The organism is Nocardia sienata NBRC 100364 (assembly GCF_001613205.1).
Lineage (GTDB): Bacteria > Actinomycetota > Actinomycetes > Mycobacteriales > Mycobacteriaceae > Nocardia > Nocardia sienata.
This window is the reverse complement of the sequence record NZ_BDBX01000082.1, coordinates 1-18,694: the sequence shown is the minus strand read 5'-3', so window position 1 is coordinate 18,694 and position 18,694 is coordinate 1. Positions and strand designations below refer to the sequence as shown.

The window sequence follows — 18,694 nt, the reverse complement described above, 5'->3', positions numbered from 1 at the left end:
GGTCGCCGCGGCGACCGCGCCGGAAGTGGCCGCGGACCTGCGCGTCCTCGATGTGTTGCGCGCCGCGTACGCGCACGTCAGCACATACCGGCATACCGGGGCGCGCGCCGCCGATCCACCGCTGTTCCCGGGTGGATCCCGGACCGACCCCGGTGCCGCCGATCGCGGCACCGCCCCGTGCCCCGTATGCGGGGGCGGCACACTGGACCGGCAGTGGTTGCTCGATACCGCGTCCGCGATCGACGGATTATCGGTGCGGACGGCCGAGCTGGCCCGGGCCCGGGACGATCTCACCCGGGTGCTGGCGGAACTGCGGGTGCTCACGGGCGAACTCCCGGCGGCATTGGTGGCGGCGGAGCAGGCAGGCCTCGACACGGCGGCACTGGGCCGATCCTGGGCGCGCTGGGTCGCTCTGCCCGAATGCGGGGAGCCGCACGAGTTGCCCGACCTGCTACGTGCCGCGCACGAGCACCTGTGCGCGGAATTGGATTTCGTCCAGCAGTGCGCCGGCAAGGAGCTGGACCGGCTCGACGAGGCCTGGGCGCCGTTCGCGCCGCGCCTGCGTGACTGGCTCGAACTCGATCGCACCGTTACCGCGCAGGCCGCGGAACGACAGACCGCCCGCGCGGCCGAGGAGTGGTTGAAAGCGGCGACCGCGCGGGTGCGCGACGAGCGGCTGGCGCCGCTGGCCGGGACCGCCCGGTGGGTGTGGCAGACCCTGCGCCAGCAGAGCAGCGTCGAACTCGGCGCCATCCATCTGCAGGGCAATGCGAACAGTGCGCGCCGGGTGCAGCTGGAGGTGACCGTGGACGATGTGGACGGCGCCGCGCTCGGGGTGATGAGCCAGGGCGAGTTGCACGCGCTCGGCCTGGCCCTGTTCCTGCCGCGCGCGACCGTCGCGGCGAGCCCGTTCCGGTTCGTCGTGATCGACGATCCGGTCCAGGCGATGGATCCCGCCAAAGTGGACGGGCTGGCCCGGGTACTGGCAACTGTCGCCTGGGAACGGCAGGTGGTGGTGTTCACCCACGACGACCGGCTCGCCGAGGCGGTGCGCCGGATGCAGATCGAGGCCCGGATCGTCGAGGTACAGCGCCGGGAACGCTCGGTGGTGGAGGTCCGGCTGTCCAGTGACCCCGTCCACCGCTACCTCGACGACGCGCGGGCTCTGCTGCGCACCCCGCAGTTGCCTCGGACGATCGCCGACGAACTCGTCGCGACCTGCTGCCGTTCCGCGCTGGAAGCGGCGAGTCTGGCCCGGGCCAAGCGGGTGCTACTGGCCGGCGGCATGGATCACCGGGAGGTCCAGCGGCGAATCGACCGGGCCCAATCCACCCGGGCGATGGTCACCCTGGCGGTGCTGGGTCCCGGTCACCGCATCGAGGATCTGAACAAACAGCTGGCCAAGGAGGGCCGGTGGGCGGTCGAGGTCGTGCGCGACGCCACCGCCGGCGCCCATGTTCCGATCGACCGGGACCTGGCCGAGCTGATCGCCGACACCGCACGTTTCGCCGAGTGGCTGGCGGGGTGAGCGGACGCCGGGACCGGGGCGCGCGGCGGCGTGGAGGTGGCGGCCGCGCCCCACGGACCGACGGTCCCCCGGTACGCCCGCACACCGCCGGCGCCGCCGTGCCGCGGCCCGGTATCGGGGAAAGACTGGCGGTGGTGGATCGGCTGCTGGATGGATCGGTGCCCGCGGCCGGCGGCGTCTGGTCGCGGGCGACCGCGTGGATCCTGCGGATCGCGCTCGAACAGGCGGTGGACGATCTGTGGTCGCGGACCGAACCCGGCCTCGCGCGCTGCCCGATGCGGGCCCAGCTCTTGGCGCTGCGGGTGGTGACCGACCCGCTCACCGCCGCCCGGATCGCTGCCCTGTGGACCGCGCTGTCACATGCCACCCATCACCACGACTACGAACTCGCGCCCGGTGTCACCGAGCTGCGCCGCTGGCGCGACGACACCGCCCGGATCGCCACCGAACTGGCCGCCGTATCCGGTTGAGCGGGCGCACGTTCGGAAGCGCGCTCGATATCGGCGGCGCGCTGGACGGCCGGCTCCCGTTCGGTCGCCGCGGCGAGTCGACGCCGCGCGCATTCCCGTGGCATCCGCTCGGGCGGTATCCGAGGCGGCCGGCGCCCCGGGCACAATCGGGAGGTGGACGATAGGAAGCCGTGCCCGTGCCGTCGCGGCGATACTTTCGGTAACTGCTGCGGTCCGCTGCTGGCCGGTCGCCCGGCGCCCACCGCCGAAGCGCTGATGCGGTCCCGGTTCACCGCCTTCGCGGTGGGCGATACCGGCTACCTGCTGCGCACCTGGCACGCCGATACGCGGCCCGCCGAACTCGAACTCGACCCTGTCCGGCGCTGGCTGTTCGTGGAGATCCTGCACACGGCCGCGGGCGGCCTGTTCGACGAGTCCGGGACCGTCGAATTCACCGCGCACTATCGGGACCCGGGCGGCCGTGGCCGGTTGCACGAGACCAGCCGGTTCCTGCGGGTCGAGGGGAACTGGCAGTACGTCGACGGGGAGGTCGACCGGTGGTGACCTGTCCGGCCGGTCATCCGGCCACCGATCCCGCCCGCCGGTAATGTGCCTGTCGTGTCGCGTATCGCCATCGAATACTGCACCCAGTGCCGCTGGCTGCTGCGGGCGAGCTGGATGGCCCAGGAACTGCTGAGCACTTTCACCACCGATATCGGCGAGGTCGCGTTGATCCCCGGCGAGGGCGGGGTTTTCCGCATCACGGTCGATGACGCTCAGGTGTGGGAGCGCCGGGCCGACGGGGGATTTCCGGATATCGCGGTCCTCAAACAGCGGGTCCGCGATCGGATCGCCCCGCAGCGCGACCTCGGCCATATCGACCGCGGCAGCGCGGACCCCGACGCCGCGGGATGATTCGTGCGCAGGGCCGCAGCAGCCGAGACGCGCCGCCACCCCGCGGGCCCACCGAGCCGGGGCGCGGTGACGCGATCCGGCCCGAGGTGGGATTCAGGCGCAGCAGCCGCCGCCGCAGCAGCCACCGCCGGTGGGCGCGGCGGGCGCGGATACCGCCGGCCCGGCCGCCCGGCCGGTGGTCGCGAAGGTGGTCAGCAATTTCACCGTGTCGTCGTGGCCGTGCGGGCAACGGGCCGGATCCGACGCCTGCGCCATCGGGCGGTTGATCTCGAAAGTGTCGCCGCAGCTGCGGCAGCGGAACTCGTAACTCGGCATGGCCGAATTCTAGGGCGGCCCCGCGACCCTTTTTCGCGATGCACCGCGATATTTCTGGAACCGAAGTGTAACCACTTCGGCCGTACCCTCGAATGCACAGGTAGAGGAGGTCTGTGATGAACGTCCAGTGCTTCGAGGTGACGCCTGGGGTGGGCGACGAGCGCGGCCCGGTGGCGCGGACCGAGTCCGGTGCGGTGCGCGGTAGCCGGGAGGGCGCGGTATCGGTCTGGCGGGGGGTTCCCTACGCCGCCGCGCCGGCCGGGCCTCGCAGATTCCGGCCGCCGAAGGCCCCGGAGCGCTGGGACGGGGTCCGCGACTGCCTGGTCGCCGGGCAGATCGCGCCGCAGGATATGGCCAACACCGTGCCCATGGACCGCTCGCTGGCCATGGGTGAGGACTGCCTGTGGCTCAATATCTGGGCGCCGGCCACAGCGTCGGAAGAGCCGCGGCCGGTGATGGTGTGGCTGCACGGCGGCGCGTACTGCCTGGGCTCTGCCGCCCAGGGCGTCTACGACGGTCGCCACCTGGCCGAGATGGGTGACGTGGTGGTGGTGACGGTGAACTACCGGGTGGGCGCGTTCGGGTTTCTGGACCTGTCGTCGCTGTCCGACGAGTTCGTTCCCAATCTGGGTCTGCTCGACCAGCTCGCGGCACTGGAATGGGTGCGCGACAATATCGGCGCCTTCGGGGGCGACCCGGGCAATGTGACTCTCTTCGGGGAATCTTCCGGGGCCGGCTGTGTCACCGCGCTGCTCACCGCGCCGCGGGCCGCCGGCCTGTTCCAGCGCGCCATCGCGCAGAGCCCGCCCGCCACCACCGTGTACGGGCAGGAACGCGCGGCCGGGGTGGCCGAACGTTTCCGCGAACTGATCGACCTGCCCCGCGCCCGGATCGGCGAGCTGCTCGAATGCCCGCTCGAGCGGATCGTGCGGGCCGCCGCGGTCCTGATCGACGAGGTACCGCTACAGGCGCCCGGCACCCTGGCCGCCGCACCGGTCGTCGACGAGGACCTGCTCCCCGGCTACCCCACCGACCGCTTCCGGGACGGGCGGTCGCATCGGGTACCGCTCATCATCGGCACCAACAAGGACGAGGCGTCGCTGTTCCGGCTGTTCCGCTCACCGATCATGCCGGTGACGCCGCAGGCGGTGAACACGATGCTCGAGCAGGTACAGGCCGGGCATCCCGGGCTGTCGCCGGAACGGCTCGCGGAGATCACCGCGGTGTACCCCGACCTGGCGAAGCCACGGGGGGCCTTGGCCATGTCCACCGACGCGGCGTTCCGGATGCCGGCCCTGTGGGTGGCCGACGGCCACGCCCAGCACTCACGGACCTGGATGTACCGGTTCGACCACGCCACGCCCATGCTGCGGGCGGCCCGCGTAGGCGCTGGTCATGCCACCGAACTGCCGTACGTGTTCGGCAACTTCGGCACCTTCGACCACGACCCCACCTTCTGGCTCGGCGGCCGTAGACAGGCCGCCGAGGTTTCGGGCCGGATGATGCGCCGCTGGCTGGCCTTCGCCGCCCACGGGGTCCCGGCCGCGCTGGACGGCTCGAAACACTGGCCGCCCTACCATCCGGAGTCGCGGGAGACGCTGCTGATCGACTCGATCGACCGGGTGGTACCGGACCCGGAGGGCGACCTGCTCACCGCCTGGGGAGAACGCGCGGTCGGCTTCGCGTAACCCTCACACGTCGGTGGAGAAGCGGATCCCGCCGTCGGGAATCTGCACGCCCGGCCACACCCGGGCGCCGCGCAGCAGTTCGCAGCGGGCGCCGACGCTGGCGCCGTCGCCGATCACCCCGTCACGGACGAGGGCGCGGGGGCCGATGCGGGCGCCGAAACCGATGATGGAGCGTTCCACCGTGGCCCCGGCCTCCACCTTGGCGCCGTCGAAAAGGATGGCGCCGTCGAGACGGGCACCGGCCCCCACTTCCGCGCCACGGCCCACCACGGTGCCGCCGATGAGCAGGGCACCCGGGGCGATTCCGGCGCCTTCGTGCACGAGGGATTCGCCGCGCTGACCGGGAAGCGCGGGGGAGGGTGCGATACCGCGGACGAGGTCCGCGGAACCGCGGACGAAGTCCTCCGGAGTCCCCATATCCCGCCAGTACGAGGCGTCCACGTGACCCTGGACACGGGCGCCCTCGGTCAAGAGCGCGGGGAAGACTTCGCGCTCCACCGAGACCGGGCGCCCGGCCGGGATCTTCTCGATGTATTCGCGCCGGAACACATAGCAGCCGGCGTTGATCTGGTCGGTCGGCGGGTCCTGGGTCTTCTCCAGGAAGGCCGTGACCCGGCCGTCGGCGTCGGTCGGTACGCAACCGAAGGCTCGCGGATCGCTCACCCGCACCAAGTGCAGGGTGACATCGGCCCGGGTCTTCTCGTGCGTCTCCAGAATGGACGTCAGGTCGGTGCCGCCGAGGACGTCGCCGTTGAACACCATGACGTTGTCCGCCGTGAGCCGGGACAGCACATTGCGGATACCGCCGCCGGTACCCAGCGGTTCGGTCTCGGTGACGTATTCCAGCTCGAGGCCGAATTCGGCGCCGTCACCGAAGTACTCTTCGAAGACCTCGGCCTTATAGGAAGTGCTGAGCACCACATGGGTGATGCCCGCGCCCGCGATCCGGGTCAGCAGATGGGTGAGGAACGGGAGCCCGGCCGTCGGGAGCATCGGCTTGGGCGCCGACAGGGTCAGCGGCCGCAGCCGTGTCCCTTTTCCGCCGACCAGAATCACCGCGTCAGCGCCTGCTTGTGATGCCATGGAGCTCCCTTGTTCCCATCCGATCATCGACCCGGCACGGCAGCGGTCGGTTTCTACCCGGCCAGCTCCCGCTCCCGTGCACGCAGAGCGGATCGAACCGCAATCCGGCAGCGCACCGCAAGTCCGGCCTTCAGTGCCCAGCGCAGCGGGGCCTGCCACCAGTGCGGATGCCGGTCGGCCTGGAAACGGTAGGCGCTGGCGTGATGGGCGGGCAGCATCGTCTCCGGGTGGCGCCCGGCCGCGTGTCCCTTGGCGTGGGTGACCTCGGCGTCGGGCACGAAGACGTTGTGCCAGCCGGCCCGGCCCATCCGGTCGCCGAAGTCGACGTCCTCCATGTACATGAAGTACCGGGAATCGAAGCCTTCGATCGAGTCGAACGCCGCGCGCCGCACCAGCAGGCACGACCCGGACAGCCAGCCGACGGTGCGTTCGGAGATCTCCTCGTTCTCCTGCCGGTAGCGGCGGGTCCACGGGTTGGTCTTCCAGACGGCGCCGAGGATCGCGTGACCCGCGCCGTCCAGGATCCCGGGAACCGAGCGGGCCGAGGGGTAGACGCTGCCGTCGGGCTCACGGACCATGGGCCCGATGGCGCCGGCCCGGGGCCAGCGCTGGGCTGCCTCGAGCATGATGTCGATGGAATCGTTGCCCCACCGGATATCCGGATTGGCGATCAGCACGTATTCGAGATCGGGGTCGAGTTCGGCGACGGCCCGGTTGATGGCGCCGCCGTATCCGATATTGCCGCCGGTCGGTAGGAAACGCACATGGGCATTGGCGTCGGCCACGAGTTCGGGCACGCCGTCGGTGGAGCCGTTGTCGGCCAGGATGACCTGCGGCTTCTCCGCGGTGGCCGTGGCCAGGGTGCTGATGAAATGCTCGAGATGTTCGCCCGGCGAATAGGTGACCGTGACCACGGCAAGACGTGGCCGGTCGTGCGGGGTATCGGAAGCGCTCACAGCGCACCACCCTAACGGGCGGCCCGGGTCAGTGCCTCGGTCAGCGCGGATTCCCAAGGGCGCAAAGGAGTCAGCCCGGCCTCACGCCAGGCGGTCCCGGACAACACCGAGAAAGCGGGCCGGGCGGCGGGCCGGGGAAATTCCGCGGTGCTGCACGGCCGGACCCGCTCGGGGTCGGCGCCGATACCGGCGAATACCGCGCGGGCCAGGTCGTACCAGCTGGCCCGGCCGGAGTTGGTGGCGTGCAGCACAGCGGGTGCCGTGGGGGTCGCGGCCAGTTCGAGCAGACCGGCGGCGAGGTCGGCGGCGAAGGTGGGGGAGCCGATCTGATCGTCCACCACCGATACGGTGTCGCGTTCCTTTTCCAGCCGGCGCATGGTGGCCACGAAATCGGTGCCGGTCCCGGCGTACACCCAGGCCGTCCGCACGATATGGGCTCCCGGGCACAGTTCACGCACCGCGCGCTCCCCGGCGAGTTTCGAGCGGCCGTACACCGTGGTGGGCCCGGTGGGATCGGACGGTTCGTAGGGGCTGTCGGCGGTACCGGGGAAGACGTAGTCGGTGGAGAGATGGATCAGCCGGGCGCCGGCGCGCGCGCAGGCCGCGGCCAGTACCGCCGGGCCGGTCTCGTTACCGGCGAACGCGGTCGCGGGTTCCGATTCGGCCCGGTCGACCGCGGTGAACGCGGCACAATTGAGGACGATATCGCCGGGACGGACGACTGATTCCACCGCTGCCCGATCGGTGATGTCGAGCCGGGACCGGGTGAAGGCCCGGAGAGCGGGTATCAGCCGGAGGAGTTCACCACCCACCTGACCGCCGGCCCCGGTGACGAGGAGACGGTCGGCGACATCGGTTGCGGGCGGTAGAGCGGCGTTCACCGGCCCAGTCTGGCACGCCGTCGGCCGCCGAATCGGGGTCACCCGGGCTGCTGTTGGTTAGCCTGCGTGGTGCGGAAGGTGTTTCGACGGCATACGCGAAGTGGGTCGGGGTCCTCGACCGATCCGTAAGGGGAGAGGAAGTCCAAGGTGGCGCAGCGTGGGGACCCGACGTTGTGGAATCCGGTGCGGGTACTGGTCGCATCGGTTGCTCTGATGGTGCTGGTGGCGACCGGGTTCGCCTGGCGCGGGGTGGATTCCCTGGTCTCGAATATCGAGCGGATCAGCGATCTGGGCCTGGGCGGGCATACCGACGGCGCGGTCGACATCCTGCTCGTCGGCGTGGATTCGCGCACCGACGCCAAGGGCAACCCGCTCACCGACGCCGAACGGGCCATGCTGCACGCCGGCGACGAGATAGGTACCAATACCGACACCATCGTGCTGGTGCGTGTGCCCAACGACGGCCGCTCGGCCACGGCCATCTCGATCCCCCGCGACGCCTACGTCGCTATCCCGGGCCTGGGCAAGGGCAAGATCAATTCCGCCTACGGGGTCACCAAACAGACCGTGCAGGACGATCTGCTCGCCGAGGGGGTCTCGGCGGACGACGCCGAGGAGCAGTCGACCCAGCGAGGGCGGCAGGCGCTGATCGAATCGGTGGCCGGGCTCACCGGAATCACCGTCGACCACTACGCCGAGGTCTCCCTGCTCGGTTTCGTCCTGCTCACCGACGCGGTCGGCGGGGTTGATGTCTGCCTGCGCCATGCGGTCGACGAACCGCTCTCGGGGGCCTATTTTCCGGGCGGGCGGCAGAAGCTCGACGGTCCCCAGGCGCTGAGCTTCGTGCGGCAACGCCACAATCTCGAACGCGGCGACCTCGACCGCATCGTGCGGCAGCAGGTGTTCATGGCCCAGCTGGTCCATCAGGTCGTGAGCGCCGACACGCTGAGCAATCCGAGCCGGTTGCGCGAGCTCAGCGACGCGGTGGGACGCACGGTGGTACTCGACGAGGGCTGGGATCTGATCGGTTTCCTGAACCAGCTCCAGGACCTCACCGCCGGGGAGGTCACCTTCGAGACCGTGCCGGTCGCCGATCTCAACGGCACCACCGCCAACGGGGAATCGGTGGTCCGCGTCGACCCCGACGAGGTGCACGACTATGTCGCGGCGCTGGTCGGGGAGGAACCGACCAGCCGGCCCGCGACCGAGACCACCACCCCGGCGGTGAACCCGGGCAATGTCGAAGTGTCGGTGTACAACTCCAGCACGGTGTCGGGCCTGGCGAACGCGGTTGCCCAGGAACTGGCCGGCCTGGGTTACCCGCAGGGGGCCGTGGGTAACTATTCCGATGGGCCGGTGTCGCAGAGTCAGGTGCGCGCACCCTCGGCGTCGGATCCGGGCGCCAAGGCGGTCGCCGCCGCGCTGGGCGGGATCCCCGTCGTATCGGATCCGTCGATTGCGATGGGAGCGGTGAGCGTGGTGTTGGCGAGCGACTACGCTGGCCCGGGATCCGGTAGCGGAGACGTGATCGATTTCGGCTCTACGTCGACTTCGGCCACTCCGGTACCACCCGCGCCGCCGATCGCGGCGGCCGAAGACGGACCCACCTGTGTGAATTGAGCGCCGAAAGCAGACGATGCGTGACATAGACCAGGCAACGACCCTTCCCGAAGCGGTGCTCGAGCCGATTCTGGACCGCGAACCGGCCGCCCCCCGCGTCACCTGGTACGACGACGCGACCGGCGCCCGGATCGAGCTGTCCGGGCTCACCCTCGCCAACTGGGCCGCCAAAACCGGCAATCTGATCCGCGACGAGTTCGGGCTCACCCCGGGCGCCCGGGTCGCGGTGCTGCTACCCGCGCACTGGCAGACCGCGGCGGTCCTGCTCGGTTGCTGGTGGGCAGGCACCGAAGTGGTGCTGCACGCCGACCCCGACGCGGAACTGGTTTTCGCCGCCGCGGACCGGCTGGCCGAAACCGAGGACGCACCCGAGGTGGCGGCGCTGTCGCTGGACCCGATGGGTGGGCCGGTCCGTGATCTGCCGATCGGGGTCACCGACTACGCGACCGCTGTCCGGGTGCACGGGGATCAGTTCCTGCCCGGCGGCACCGGAGCGGCCCTCGACGGTATGCCGGTCTCGGTAGTCCTCACCGAGGCCCGGAAATCCGCTGTGCGGCAGGGTTTCGCCGAAGGCGACCGCGTGCTCTCCAGCGCCTCCTGGGATACGCCCGCCGAATTGATCGACGGCTACCTCGCGGTGCTCGCCGCGGGCGCCTCCCTGGTACAGGTGGCCAATCCCGACCCTGCGCTGCGCGAGCGGCGGGTGGAAAGCGAACGGGTCACCTGCATCCTGTGAGGTGTTGTCTCCTACCACGGTAGGGTGCGGTTTCCGACTCCGGCAGGTTCCCCGGCCGCCGCGCGTTCCGTAGCGTTCGAGGCGGTGGTCCTCCGGTGTCGGTGAACGCCGAACGCGACCGGGCCGGCCGACCGCCACCTGCCCGTCGCCCGGGCCGCCGGGCGGGCGAGGCACAGGGAAGCCGTCGGTACGACATGAGTGGGTGGGATGAAACCGGAATATGTGTTTCGCTGGGTGAATCAGCACGGGCTGATCCGCGTCGCGAAGAAGGCGCAGCTACGCCGGGGGGATCTGTTCGCCCGCCTCAACGGCGGACCCGAGGGGATCACGAACCCGTACCCGTTGCTCGAGGAACTACGCGGGGACGGCGGAGTGCACCGCGCCGGGCCCCTGTGGATCACCATGGATCACGCGGTGGTCCGGGAGGTTCTGCGGGACAACCGCTTCGGGGTGGGTATGCCCGCGCTCGTCCGCCTGCCCGGATTCGCCCGCCGTGCCCTGGCGCGGCGCCCGATCCCGGCCAATCCCGTCGATCCGCCCTCCATGCTGATGATCGACCAGCCCGAACACACCCGGATGCGCAAACCGGTCGCGGCGGCCTTCACCCCGCGGGCCATCGGCCGCCTGCGGGACCGGGTCGTCACGGTCACCGACGAACTGCTCGCCGCCCTGCCCGAGGACGCTTCCGCCGACCTGGTCGGACAGTTCGCGTCGCAGGTGCCGATCGCCATCATCTCCGAAATGCTCGGATTTCCCGACCGCGATCGGCAGATGTTCCTGAGCTGGGGTGATGCCATCAGCCCGCTGCTGGACATCGGCATCTCCTGGCGAGCCCACGACCGCGCCATGCGCTCCTCGGAGGCGGTGCAGGACTACCTGCTCGACCATATCGACCGGCTGCGCGCCGAACCCGGCGACGATATCCTCAGCAGCCTGGTCCGCAAGGGAGAACTGTCCACCTACGAACTCTGCGCGTCGGCGACCCTGCTGATGGGCGCGGGTTTCGAGACCACCGTCAACCTCATCTCCAAAGGCATCGTGCTGCTGCTCGAACATCCCGAGCAGCTCGCCCGCCTCCGGGGCGAACCGGAGCTGTGGCCCGGCGCGGTCGAGGAGATCCTGCGTTTCGATCCCCCGGTGCAGACCACCGCGCGGCTGGCGCACACCGACGTGGAGATCGCGGGTCGGCGGTTGCGCAAGGGCGCGACCCTGGTTCTGTCGCTGGCCGGCGCCAACCGCGATCCGGCGATGTTCCCCGACCCGGCCCGCTTCGACATCACCCGCCCCAACGCCAAGGAACACCTCGGCTTCAGCAGCGGTATCCACGCCTGCCTGGGTGCCGGCCTCGCCCGGATGGAGGCGGCCCACGCCTTGCGCGCGCTCTTCGAACAGTTCCCCCACCTCCGGCTCGACGGCACGCCGCGGCGGCGGCAGCTGTACACGCTGCACGGCTACGAGACACTGCCGGTCCACACCGGTCCCCGCGCCCGGGCCGAGCAGTCCATCGCCTGACCCGCGACGGTGATGTCACACTCGGCGCGCGCGCATCGTCGGATCGCTGTCGAAGAGTCATCACATCGAGGAGATCCGGTTGACCATCGAGATCAGTAATCCGGCCGCCCTGCACGATCCGGTCCCGTTCGGATACAGCCACGTGGCCGTCACCAGCGGCGAACTGGTGTTCGTAGCCGGTCAGTACGATTCCGACGCGCAGGGCGCCACCACTACCGACGATTTCGCCGGGCAGGTGGAGCGGGCCTTCGCCAACCTGGGCGTCGCGTTGCGTTCGGTCGGCCTGGATTTCGCCGATATCGCCCAGCTGCGCACCCATATCGTCGACCACGGCCCGCGGAAACTTGCTGTGGTCGGCGCGAAGATCGCCGAGATCTGGGGTGATCGGCCACCGGTCCAGACGCTGATCGGCGTCGCTGCCCTCGCGCTACCGACAATGCAATTCGAGGTGGACGCGGTGGCTGTCCGACCCTGAACCGTCCGAGAAGGCAGAATCGGGGGATGGCGGATGTCGTAGTGGTAGGTTCGGGCCCCAACGGCCTCGCGGCGGCGGTGACCATGGCCGCCGCGGGCCTCGAGGTCGAGGTATACGAGGCCGCGGACACCCTGGGCGGCGGTTGCCGGACCGCGGAAACAACCCTGCCCGGGTTCCGGCACGACGAATGCGCGGGCGCCCATCCCATGGCCCTGGCCTCTCCCTTCTTCCAGGCATTCGATCTCGCCGCGCACGGGGTCGAACTGCTCACCCCGGCGGCCTCCTACGCCCACCCATTGGACGGCGGCACCGCCGGGATCGCGTGGCGGGACCTGGAGCGGACAGCCGATGATCTGGGGACCGACGGTAAGGCCTGGCGATCGCTGTTCGAACCGCTGGTCCGGGACTGGCAGCATGTCGTACGCACGGCGATGTCGGATATGCGGCACATCCCATTCGGCCCCGCCACCGTCCGGTTCGGCCTGCGTATGCTCGAACAGGGCTCCCCGCTGTGGAACACCCGTTTCCGTGACGGGGTCGCACCCGCGTTGTTCACCGGCGTAGCCGAACACGTCATCATTCCGCCCCGGCAGCTGCCCGCGGTGGGGGCGGGGCTGCTGCTGGCCACCCTCGCCCACGCGGTCGGCTGGCCCGTGCCGCGCGGTGGCAGCCAGGCGATCATGGACGCGCTGGCCGCCGAACTGCGCCGACGCGGGGGTCGGCTGCACACCGGCCACCGGGTGGACTCCTTGGCGGAATTCCCGACCGCTCGTACGGTGCTCTGCGATATCGCACCGGCCGAGCTGGTCCGGATCGCCGGCGACCGGCTCCCCGCCGGATATCGCCGCCGGCTCGACCGCTACCGCTACGGCGGCGGCTCCTGCAAGGTGGACTTCGCGCTGTCGGGGCCGGTGCCGTGGCAGGCGCCCGGATGCGCCGAAGCCGGCACGCTGCACCTGGTCGGCAGCCGGGCCGAGGCGATGGCCGCCGAACACGCGGTGGCCGCCGGAATCCACACCGACCGCCCTTTCACCTTGGTCATCCAGCCGGGCGTCGTCGACCCGACCCGTGCCCCCGCCGGACAGCACACCCTCTACGCCTACGCCCACGTGCCGCACGGCTCCGACCGTGATGTCAGCGAACTCGTCGCCGGCCAGATCGAACGATTCGCGCCCGGCTTTCGCGACCTCGTGCTCGCGAAACATGTGCGGACGGCGGCCGAAATGCCCGCCTACAACGCCAACTACGTCGGCGGCGATATCAACGCGGGAGCGATGACTCTCGCCCAGACGGTTTTCCGCCCGGTACCGCGCTGGAACCCGTACAGCACCGGGCTGCCCGGCGTCTACCTGTGCTCCTCGGCCACCCCGCCCGGCGGCGGTGTCCACGGAATGTGCGGTGTACACGCCGCCCGGCACGCGTTGCGCACGGTCTTCGGCAACCGCACCGACCCCTACCGGCTGCTCACCGCGGACACCGCGCCGAACCCGGCGCCCTGGGCGTAGGTCCCCGAAGGTGTTGTGCCCGGGGGAACAACACCTACACTTCGCGCGCGGTCTCGCGGTACAGGTCCGGCTCCAGATAGATGATCCGCGCCGCCGGGACCGCCGCCCGCACCCGGCTCTCCGCCGCATCGATACCCGCCGCGATCTGTGCGATGTCCAGCCCCGGTGTCACCCCGATCTTCGCCGCCACCAGCATTTCCTCCGGGCCCAGGTACTGAGTCTTGATATGGATCAGGCGGTCGATCGTGGTCCCGTCCACCAGGTTCTCGCGAATCGCCCGGTCCTCCGCGGGAGTCGCCCCTTCACCGATCAGCAGGCTCTGCATCTCGATGATCAACACGATCGCGATCACCCCCAGCAGACCACCGATCGCCAGCGTGCCCACTCCGTCCCACACCGGGTCACCGGTCACCATCGTGAGCCCCACACCACCGAGCGCCAGAACCAGACCGATCAACGCGCCGGTATCCTCCAGCAGCACCACCGGCAATTCCGGGCTCCGCGAATTACGAATGAACTGCCACCAGCTCGCCCGCCCCTTCAACGGCACCGACTCCTTCACCGCGGTGCGAAAGCTGTATGTCTCCAACGCGATAGCGATCACCAGGATCACCACGGCCACGATCGGCGAATTCAACTCCTCGGGATGCTGGATCTTGTGTACGCCCTCGTACAGGGCATACACCGAGCCCAGCGTGAACAGCACCAACGCCACGACGAACGAATAGAAATAACGGCTACGCCCGTACCCGAACGGATGCAGTTCGTCGGCCTGCTGCCCGGCCCGATTCTGGCCGAACAACAACAAACCCTGGTTGGCGGTATCGGCGACCGAGTGCACACCCTCGGCCAGCATCGACGCCGACCCGGTGATCGCGGCACCCACGAACTTCGCCGCCGCGATCCCGGCATTCGCCGACAACGCGGCAAGAATCGCCTTCTTACTTCCACCAGCCGACATCCGCCACCCTCCTGCTACTCCGACTACGACAGCCGCGCAACAGCCTATGCTGTGTTGGATCGCGCCGCCTCCGGCGGCGCCGATTACACAGCGCCTACGCAGGCGCAGAACAAGGTGGCCGGTTCCTCCGCGGCCTGGGCCCGGATGTCCTTGTCCGTTGCCGAGATCCACGCGGCGGCGCCGCGGTTCAGCGAGACCTTCGAATCGCCGTCCAGCAGGTTGGCCGAGCCGGACGTGCAGAGCACGATGCCCGGGCCGGCGTCGGTCAGGGGTACCAGGGCGGATCCGGCGGTGAGGTCGAAACGGCGCAGCGCGAATTCGGGGGCGGGGGTGGGGTAGCGGACGGAACCGTCGCCGGCGGGCCGGGGGAGGACCAGGGGCAGGTCGATCGGTTCGAAATCCAGCACTTTCAGCAGTTCCGGGACATCGACGTGTTTGGGGGTGAGTCCGCCGCGCAGTACGTTGTCGGAGTTGGCCATGATCTCCACGGCAACGCCGTGCAGGTAGGCGTGCAGATTTCCGGCGGCGAGGAACAGGCCCTGACCCGGTTGCAGGGTGATCCGGTTCAGCAGCATCGCGGCCAGTACACCGGCGTCGCCGGGGTAGGCTTCGGCCAGTTCCAGGGTGGTGCGGGCTTCGGCGGCGAATTCGCGATCGGAACTGGACAGATACCGCACGCAGCCGTCCAGCACGGTCGGCAGCAAGGTGTCCAGGACGGTCGGCGGCAGGGTGATCCAGCTGGTGAACAGGGTCCGTAGGCCGTCGGAATCGGGTTGCGCGGCAAGCAGATCGGCGTACTGGTCGAGTGCGGCGACATCGAAGGCCCGGAACAGTTCCACGGTGCGCAGCGGGTCTCGGAAACCGGCGAGCGCCTCGAACCTCTCCAACGCGACGACCAGTTCGGGTTTGTGGCTGTCGTCGCGGTAATTGCGCATCGGGGAATCGAGCGGCACCTGGGTGCGGTTTTCCCGGGCGAATCCGGACCGGGCCTGTTCCGCGCTGGGATGGGCCTGCAACGACAGCGGTTCCTCGGCGGCCAGGATCTTCAGCAGGAACGGCAGTCGGTCACCGAAGCGTGCGGCGGCGGCACCGAGTTCCTCACCCGGATTCTCCGACACCACTTCCAGCAGTGACCGGGTTCCGCCGTCGATACGCAGGTAAGCGGGGTCGGCGGGATGGGCACCGAACCACAGTTCCGCTTCCGGATGTGCCGACGGGACCTGGCGTCCGCAGAGTTCGGCGAGCGCGGTGCGTGAGCCCCAGGCGTACGAGCGCAGTGCACCCACGAGTTCGTGCACTAGTAGTGTCCCCCGTCGTAGCTGTCCGGATCGCTCGCCGCGATCTCCCGGCCACCGATGAGCCGCAGATAGGCCGCCGCCATCTCCCAGCGCAGCGCGAGTACCGCGAGACGTTCGAGTTCACCGCCGATCGGAGCGGGTATCGGTTGCGGGTCCGTCGAGCCGGCGCGGGCGGGGTCGGCGGGGATCGCTTCGAGCTCCGCGGTGACCAGGTCGGCGTCCACGGTGCCGCCGCCCGCCCCACCGAATACCGCGATCCGGCGGCGCGCCGCGACCAGATCGGAGTCGGTGCTGCACACGAAGACCCGTTTCTTCTCCACCGGCGGCGGCCCGTCGAGCTGTTCGTCGTGGAACAGCGGATCGTAGTCGGGGGCGGCCGCGGTGGCGGCGTTCACCAGGCGGGGGAGCGCTGTCACGGCGACGGCGAGGTCCACCGCGGTCGCGGTGCGGCCCGCCGATTGCAGCAGTACCTCGGCCGCATGAAGCGCCAGCCCGGTGGTGGCTTCGGTGTCACCGGCGAGGATGAGTCCGCGCTGCTGGGTCCGCGCAGCGAGGTTCTTGGCGGGATTGTGGAAGACCTCGTGCTGCGGGCCGTCGCGCAGGGCCTCGGTGTCGAGGACATCGGCCAGTCCGGCCAGTTCGGGCAGGAACGTGGTGCCGCGGTGCCCGTCGATGGTCCGCAGCACCGCGATGCCGATGCCGAGGTAGCGCAGCAGCCGGTTCTCGTCGAGCACCGGGACCCGGGGCGCGAGCAGCGCGGCCCGCCCGGCCGCGGCGGCGCGCAGCGGACCTTCGTCCGGTGCCGCCACGACCACCTCCGCGCCACGGCGCAGCGCGCGGTCGACCGCATCGATGAGCCGCGGATCGCCGGCGTCGTCGCCGGCCACCAGCACCACGTCCAGTGGACCGGCCCAGGAAGGCACGGTGCTGACCTGGACCAGCGGCAGACCGGTCCGGTCACCGAGCGCCGCGACGAGCAACGCGGCGGCCCGGGCGGCCCGGCCGGGGCCGGAGACCAGCAACAGGCTGCGCGGGCGCAAACCGTCGAGCCGGGTGAGCGCGCCTTCTGCCACGGCTGCCGCGGTGGCACGCACCTGGGCACCACCGGAGGCAGCCGAACGGAGGGCGCCGCCGGTATCGGCGGCTTCGAGCATTGCGGCATCGTCCAGATCGAGTACCGGGGTATCAGCGATCATCGGGCGTGGCACCTCCCCTCATCGCGCTGTTGTCGGTCTCGGCCGCGGCCGCCCGCATTGTGGACACCGGGTCTGGAACGGGCGAATCCACGGTGTGTATTTCCACTATTCCAGTCAGGCGCGGACGATGCGCAGGATCTCGGTCACGAGTGCGTCTACTTCCTCCTGCGACCTGGCTTCGACGTTGAGTCGTAGCAGCGGTTCGGTATTGGAAGCGCGCAGGTTGAACCAGGCATGGTCAGGTAGTTGCACGGTGACACCGTCGAGCCGGTCCACCGAGACCGCGCGCCCGCCGAAGGCGTCGAGCACGGCGCCGGTCCGCGCGGCCGCGTCGTCGACGGTCGAATTGATCTCACCGGAGGCGGCGTAGGCGGTGTAGGAGGACATCAGCTCCGAAACAGGCCGCTTGTCCTCGCCCAGGGCCGCCAGCACGTGCAAGGCGGCCAGCATGCCGGAATCGGCGCCCCAGAAATCCCGGAAATAGTAGTGCGCCGAATGCTCGCCGCCGAATACCGCGCCCGACTCGGCCATGAGTTGTTTGATGAACGAATGGCCGACCCGCGACCGCACCGCATTACCGCCCAGTTCGGTCACCAGCTCCGGCACCGACCGGGAAGTGATCAGATTGTGGATGATGGTGCCCCCGGGCTCCTTGGCGAGCTCCCGTTCGGCGACCAGCGCCGTGATGGCCGACGGCGAGACGGGGTCTCCCTGTTCGTCGACCACGAAACAGCGGTCGGCGTCGCCGTCGAAGGCCAGGCCGATATCGGCCCCCGAGTCACGGACCAGCGCCTGCAGGTCCACCAGATTCTTCGGATCGAGCGGGTTGGCCTCGTGGTTGGGGAAGCTGCCGTCCAGCTCGAAGTACAGCGGTACGACCGTGACCTGCGGCAGTGCGCCGAGTACGGCCGGGACGGTGTGCCCGCCCATCCCGTTTCCGGCGTCCACCGCCACCGTCAGCGGCCGGATACCGCCCAGATCGACCAGGTCGCGCAGGAAGGAGGCATAGTCGTCGAGCAGATCGACCTCGGTGGCGGTGCCGGGCTCGCCGTCGTAGCCCGGCACCCCCGAGACCAGCTCCGCGGCGATGGCCGCCAGACCGGTGTCCTGACCGACCGGTAGCGCCCGCGGCCGGCAGAGCTTGATGCCGTTGTACCGGGCCGGATTGTGGCTGGCGGTGAACATGGCGCCCGGACAGTCGAGCCGGCCGGAGGCGAAGTACAGCTCATCGGTGGACGCGAGCCCGATATGAACCACATCCAGCCCCTGCGCGAGCACGCCCTCGGCGAAAGCCGCCACCAGTTCGGGAGACGAGGCGCGCATATCGTGCCCGACGACGATGCGCCGTGCCTGCTCACCTCGCATCAGCCTGGCGAACGCGGCACCGGTGTCCCGGACGAAATCGGCGTCGAGCCGGTCGGGAACCACACCGCGAATATCGTAGGCCTTGATCACCGCGTTCACGGACTCGGCAGGGCGGGCGACTGTCATGGCGACTACCCTACTTTTCGGCGCCGACTTCGTCGGCGCGGGGTTGAGGCTGTGTTTTTGGCGCCGACTTCGTCGGCGCGGGGTT

The 18,694-nt window shown here is 69.9% G+C and carries 17 protein-coding genes and 1 pseudogene; 10 read left to right on the top strand and 8 right to left on the bottom strand.

The window, feature by feature from the left end; translation table 11 throughout:
- From NS4_RS32755 to NS4_RS30035, 4 genes and pseudogenes are all read left to right on the top strand, one after another.
- A pseudogene (locus NS4_RS32755) lies at positions 1-1,528 on the top strand (hypothetical protein); the annotation flags it as partial.
- A 134-nt stretch (positions 1,529-1,662) separates the two neighbouring features.
- On the top strand, positions 1,663-1,998 hold the full coding sequence (locus tag NS4_RS30045) for a hypothetical protein (protein ID WP_245665844.1): 336 nt from the start codon (positions 1,663-1,665) through the stop codon (positions 1,996-1,998).
- 153 nt (positions 1,999-2,151) lie between these two features.
- On the top strand, positions 2,152-2,541 hold the full coding sequence (locus tag NS4_RS30040) for a YchJ family protein (protein WP_063062856.1): 390 nt from the start codon (positions 2,152-2,154) through the stop codon (positions 2,539-2,541).
- Positions 2,542-2,595: 54 nt separating this feature from the next.
- Positions 2,596-2,892 (top strand): Rdx family protein, encoded by a 297-nt coding sequence (locus tag NS4_RS30035; RefSeq protein ID WP_063062855.1) that lies wholly within the window; start codon positions 2,596-2,598, stop codon positions 2,890-2,892.
- 93 nt (positions 2,893-2,985) lie between these two features.
- Here the strand turns inward: NS4_RS30035 and NS4_RS30030 are convergent, their stop codons facing one another.
- The gene (locus NS4_RS30030; protein ID WP_063062854.1) at positions 2,986-3,207 is read right to left on the bottom strand and encodes an FmdB family zinc ribbon protein; all 222 of its coding nucleotides are present in this window, start codon (positions 3,205-3,207) and stop codon (positions 2,986-2,988) included.
- Positions 3,208-3,323: 116 nt separating this feature from the next.
- Here NS4_RS30030 and NS4_RS30025 point away from each other — a divergent pair, with 116 nt between their 5' ends.
- On the top strand, positions 3,324-4,895 hold the full coding sequence (locus NS4_RS30025) for a carboxylesterase/lipase family protein (protein WP_084487848.1): 1,572 nt from the start codon (positions 3,324-3,326) through the stop codon (positions 4,893-4,895).
- Positions 4,896-4,898: 3 nt separating this feature from the next.
- Here the strand turns inward: NS4_RS30025 and manB are convergent, their stop codons facing one another.
- From manB to rfbD, 3 genes are read right to left on the bottom strand one after another with little or no spacing between them, the layout of a single operon-like run.
- Entirely contained in the window at positions 4,899-5,978 is a 1,080-nt protein-coding gene (gene manB, locus NS4_RS30020; RefSeq protein ID WP_063062852.1) for a mannose-1-phosphate guanylyltransferase, read from the bottom strand.
- A 53-nt stretch (positions 5,979-6,031) separates the two neighbouring features.
- A complete protein-coding gene (locus NS4_RS30015; RefSeq protein WP_063062851.1) occupies positions 6,032-6,934 on the bottom strand; it encodes a glycosyltransferase family 2 protein in 903 nt (300 codons plus the stop codon).
- A gap of 11 nt (positions 6,935-6,945) precedes the next feature.
- On the bottom strand, positions 6,946-7,815 hold the full coding sequence (rfbD, locus tag NS4_RS30010) for a dTDP-4-dehydrorhamnose reductase (RefSeq protein ID WP_063062850.1): 870 nt from the start codon (positions 7,813-7,815) through the stop codon (positions 6,946-6,948).
- Between the two features lie 213 nt (positions 7,816-8,028).
- On the opposite strand from rfbD, the gene NS4_RS30005 reads away from it, so the two are divergent.
- The 5 genes from NS4_RS30005 (at position 8,029) to NS4_RS29985 (ending at position 13,663) form a co-directional block, all read left to right on the top strand.
- Entirely contained in the window at positions 8,029-9,435 is a 1,407-nt protein-coding gene (locus NS4_RS30005; protein ID WP_063062858.1) for an LCP family protein, read from the top strand.
- Positions 9,436-9,451: 16 nt separating this feature from the next.
- The gene (locus NS4_RS30000) at positions 9,452-10,171 is read left to right on the top strand and encodes a TIGR03089 family protein (RefSeq protein ID WP_084487847.1); all 720 of its coding nucleotides are present in this window, start codon (positions 9,452-9,454) and stop codon (positions 10,169-10,171) included.
- Positions 10,172-10,378: 207 nt separating this feature from the next.
- Positions 10,379-11,683 carry a cytochrome P450 gene (locus NS4_RS29995; protein ID WP_063062849.1) on the top strand — a complete coding sequence of 435 codons (1,305 nt, stop codon included), beginning with the start codon at positions 10,379-10,381 and terminating at the stop codon, positions 11,681-11,683.
- A 79-nt stretch (positions 11,684-11,762) separates the two neighbouring features.
- Positions 11,763-12,158, top strand: coding sequence for a RidA family protein (locus NS4_RS29990; protein ID WP_063062848.1), 396 nt, complete (start codon positions 11,763-11,765; stop codon positions 12,156-12,158).
- Positions 12,159-12,184: 26 nt separating this feature from the next.
- The gene (locus NS4_RS29985; protein WP_063062847.1) at positions 12,185-13,663 is read left to right on the top strand and encodes a phytoene desaturase family protein; all 1,479 of its coding nucleotides are present in this window, start codon (positions 12,185-12,187) and stop codon (positions 13,661-13,663) included.
- A 34-nt stretch (positions 13,664-13,697) separates the two neighbouring features.
- On the opposite strand, the gene NS4_RS29980 is transcribed toward NS4_RS29985, so the two are convergent.
- From NS4_RS29980 to NS4_RS29965, 4 genes are all read right to left on the bottom strand, one after another.
- A complete protein-coding gene (locus NS4_RS29980; RefSeq protein ID WP_063062846.1) occupies positions 13,698-14,624 on the bottom strand; it encodes a cation diffusion facilitator family transporter in 927 nt (308 codons plus the stop codon).
- An 83-nt stretch (positions 14,625-14,707) separates the two neighbouring features.
- Complete coding sequence (gene manA, locus NS4_RS29975; protein WP_063062845.1) at positions 14,708-15,922, bottom strand: mannose-6-phosphate isomerase, class I; 1,215 nt, start codon at positions 15,920-15,922, stop codon at positions 14,708-14,710.
- Positions 15,922-17,118 carry a hypothetical protein gene (locus NS4_RS29970; protein WP_063062844.1) on the bottom strand — a complete coding sequence of 399 codons (1,197 nt, stop codon included), beginning with the start codon at positions 17,116-17,118 and terminating at the stop codon, positions 15,922-15,924. Before NS4_RS29970 ends, manA begins: the two co-directional genes overlap by 1 nt.
- Before the next feature lie 114 nt (positions 17,119-17,232).
- Positions 17,233-18,609, bottom strand: a complete 1,377-nt coding sequence (locus NS4_RS29965) for a phosphomannomutase/phosphoglucomutase (RefSeq protein WP_063062843.1) — start codon at positions 18,607-18,609, stop codon at positions 17,233-17,235.
- Between the last annotated feature and the right edge of the window lie 85 nt (positions 18,610-18,694).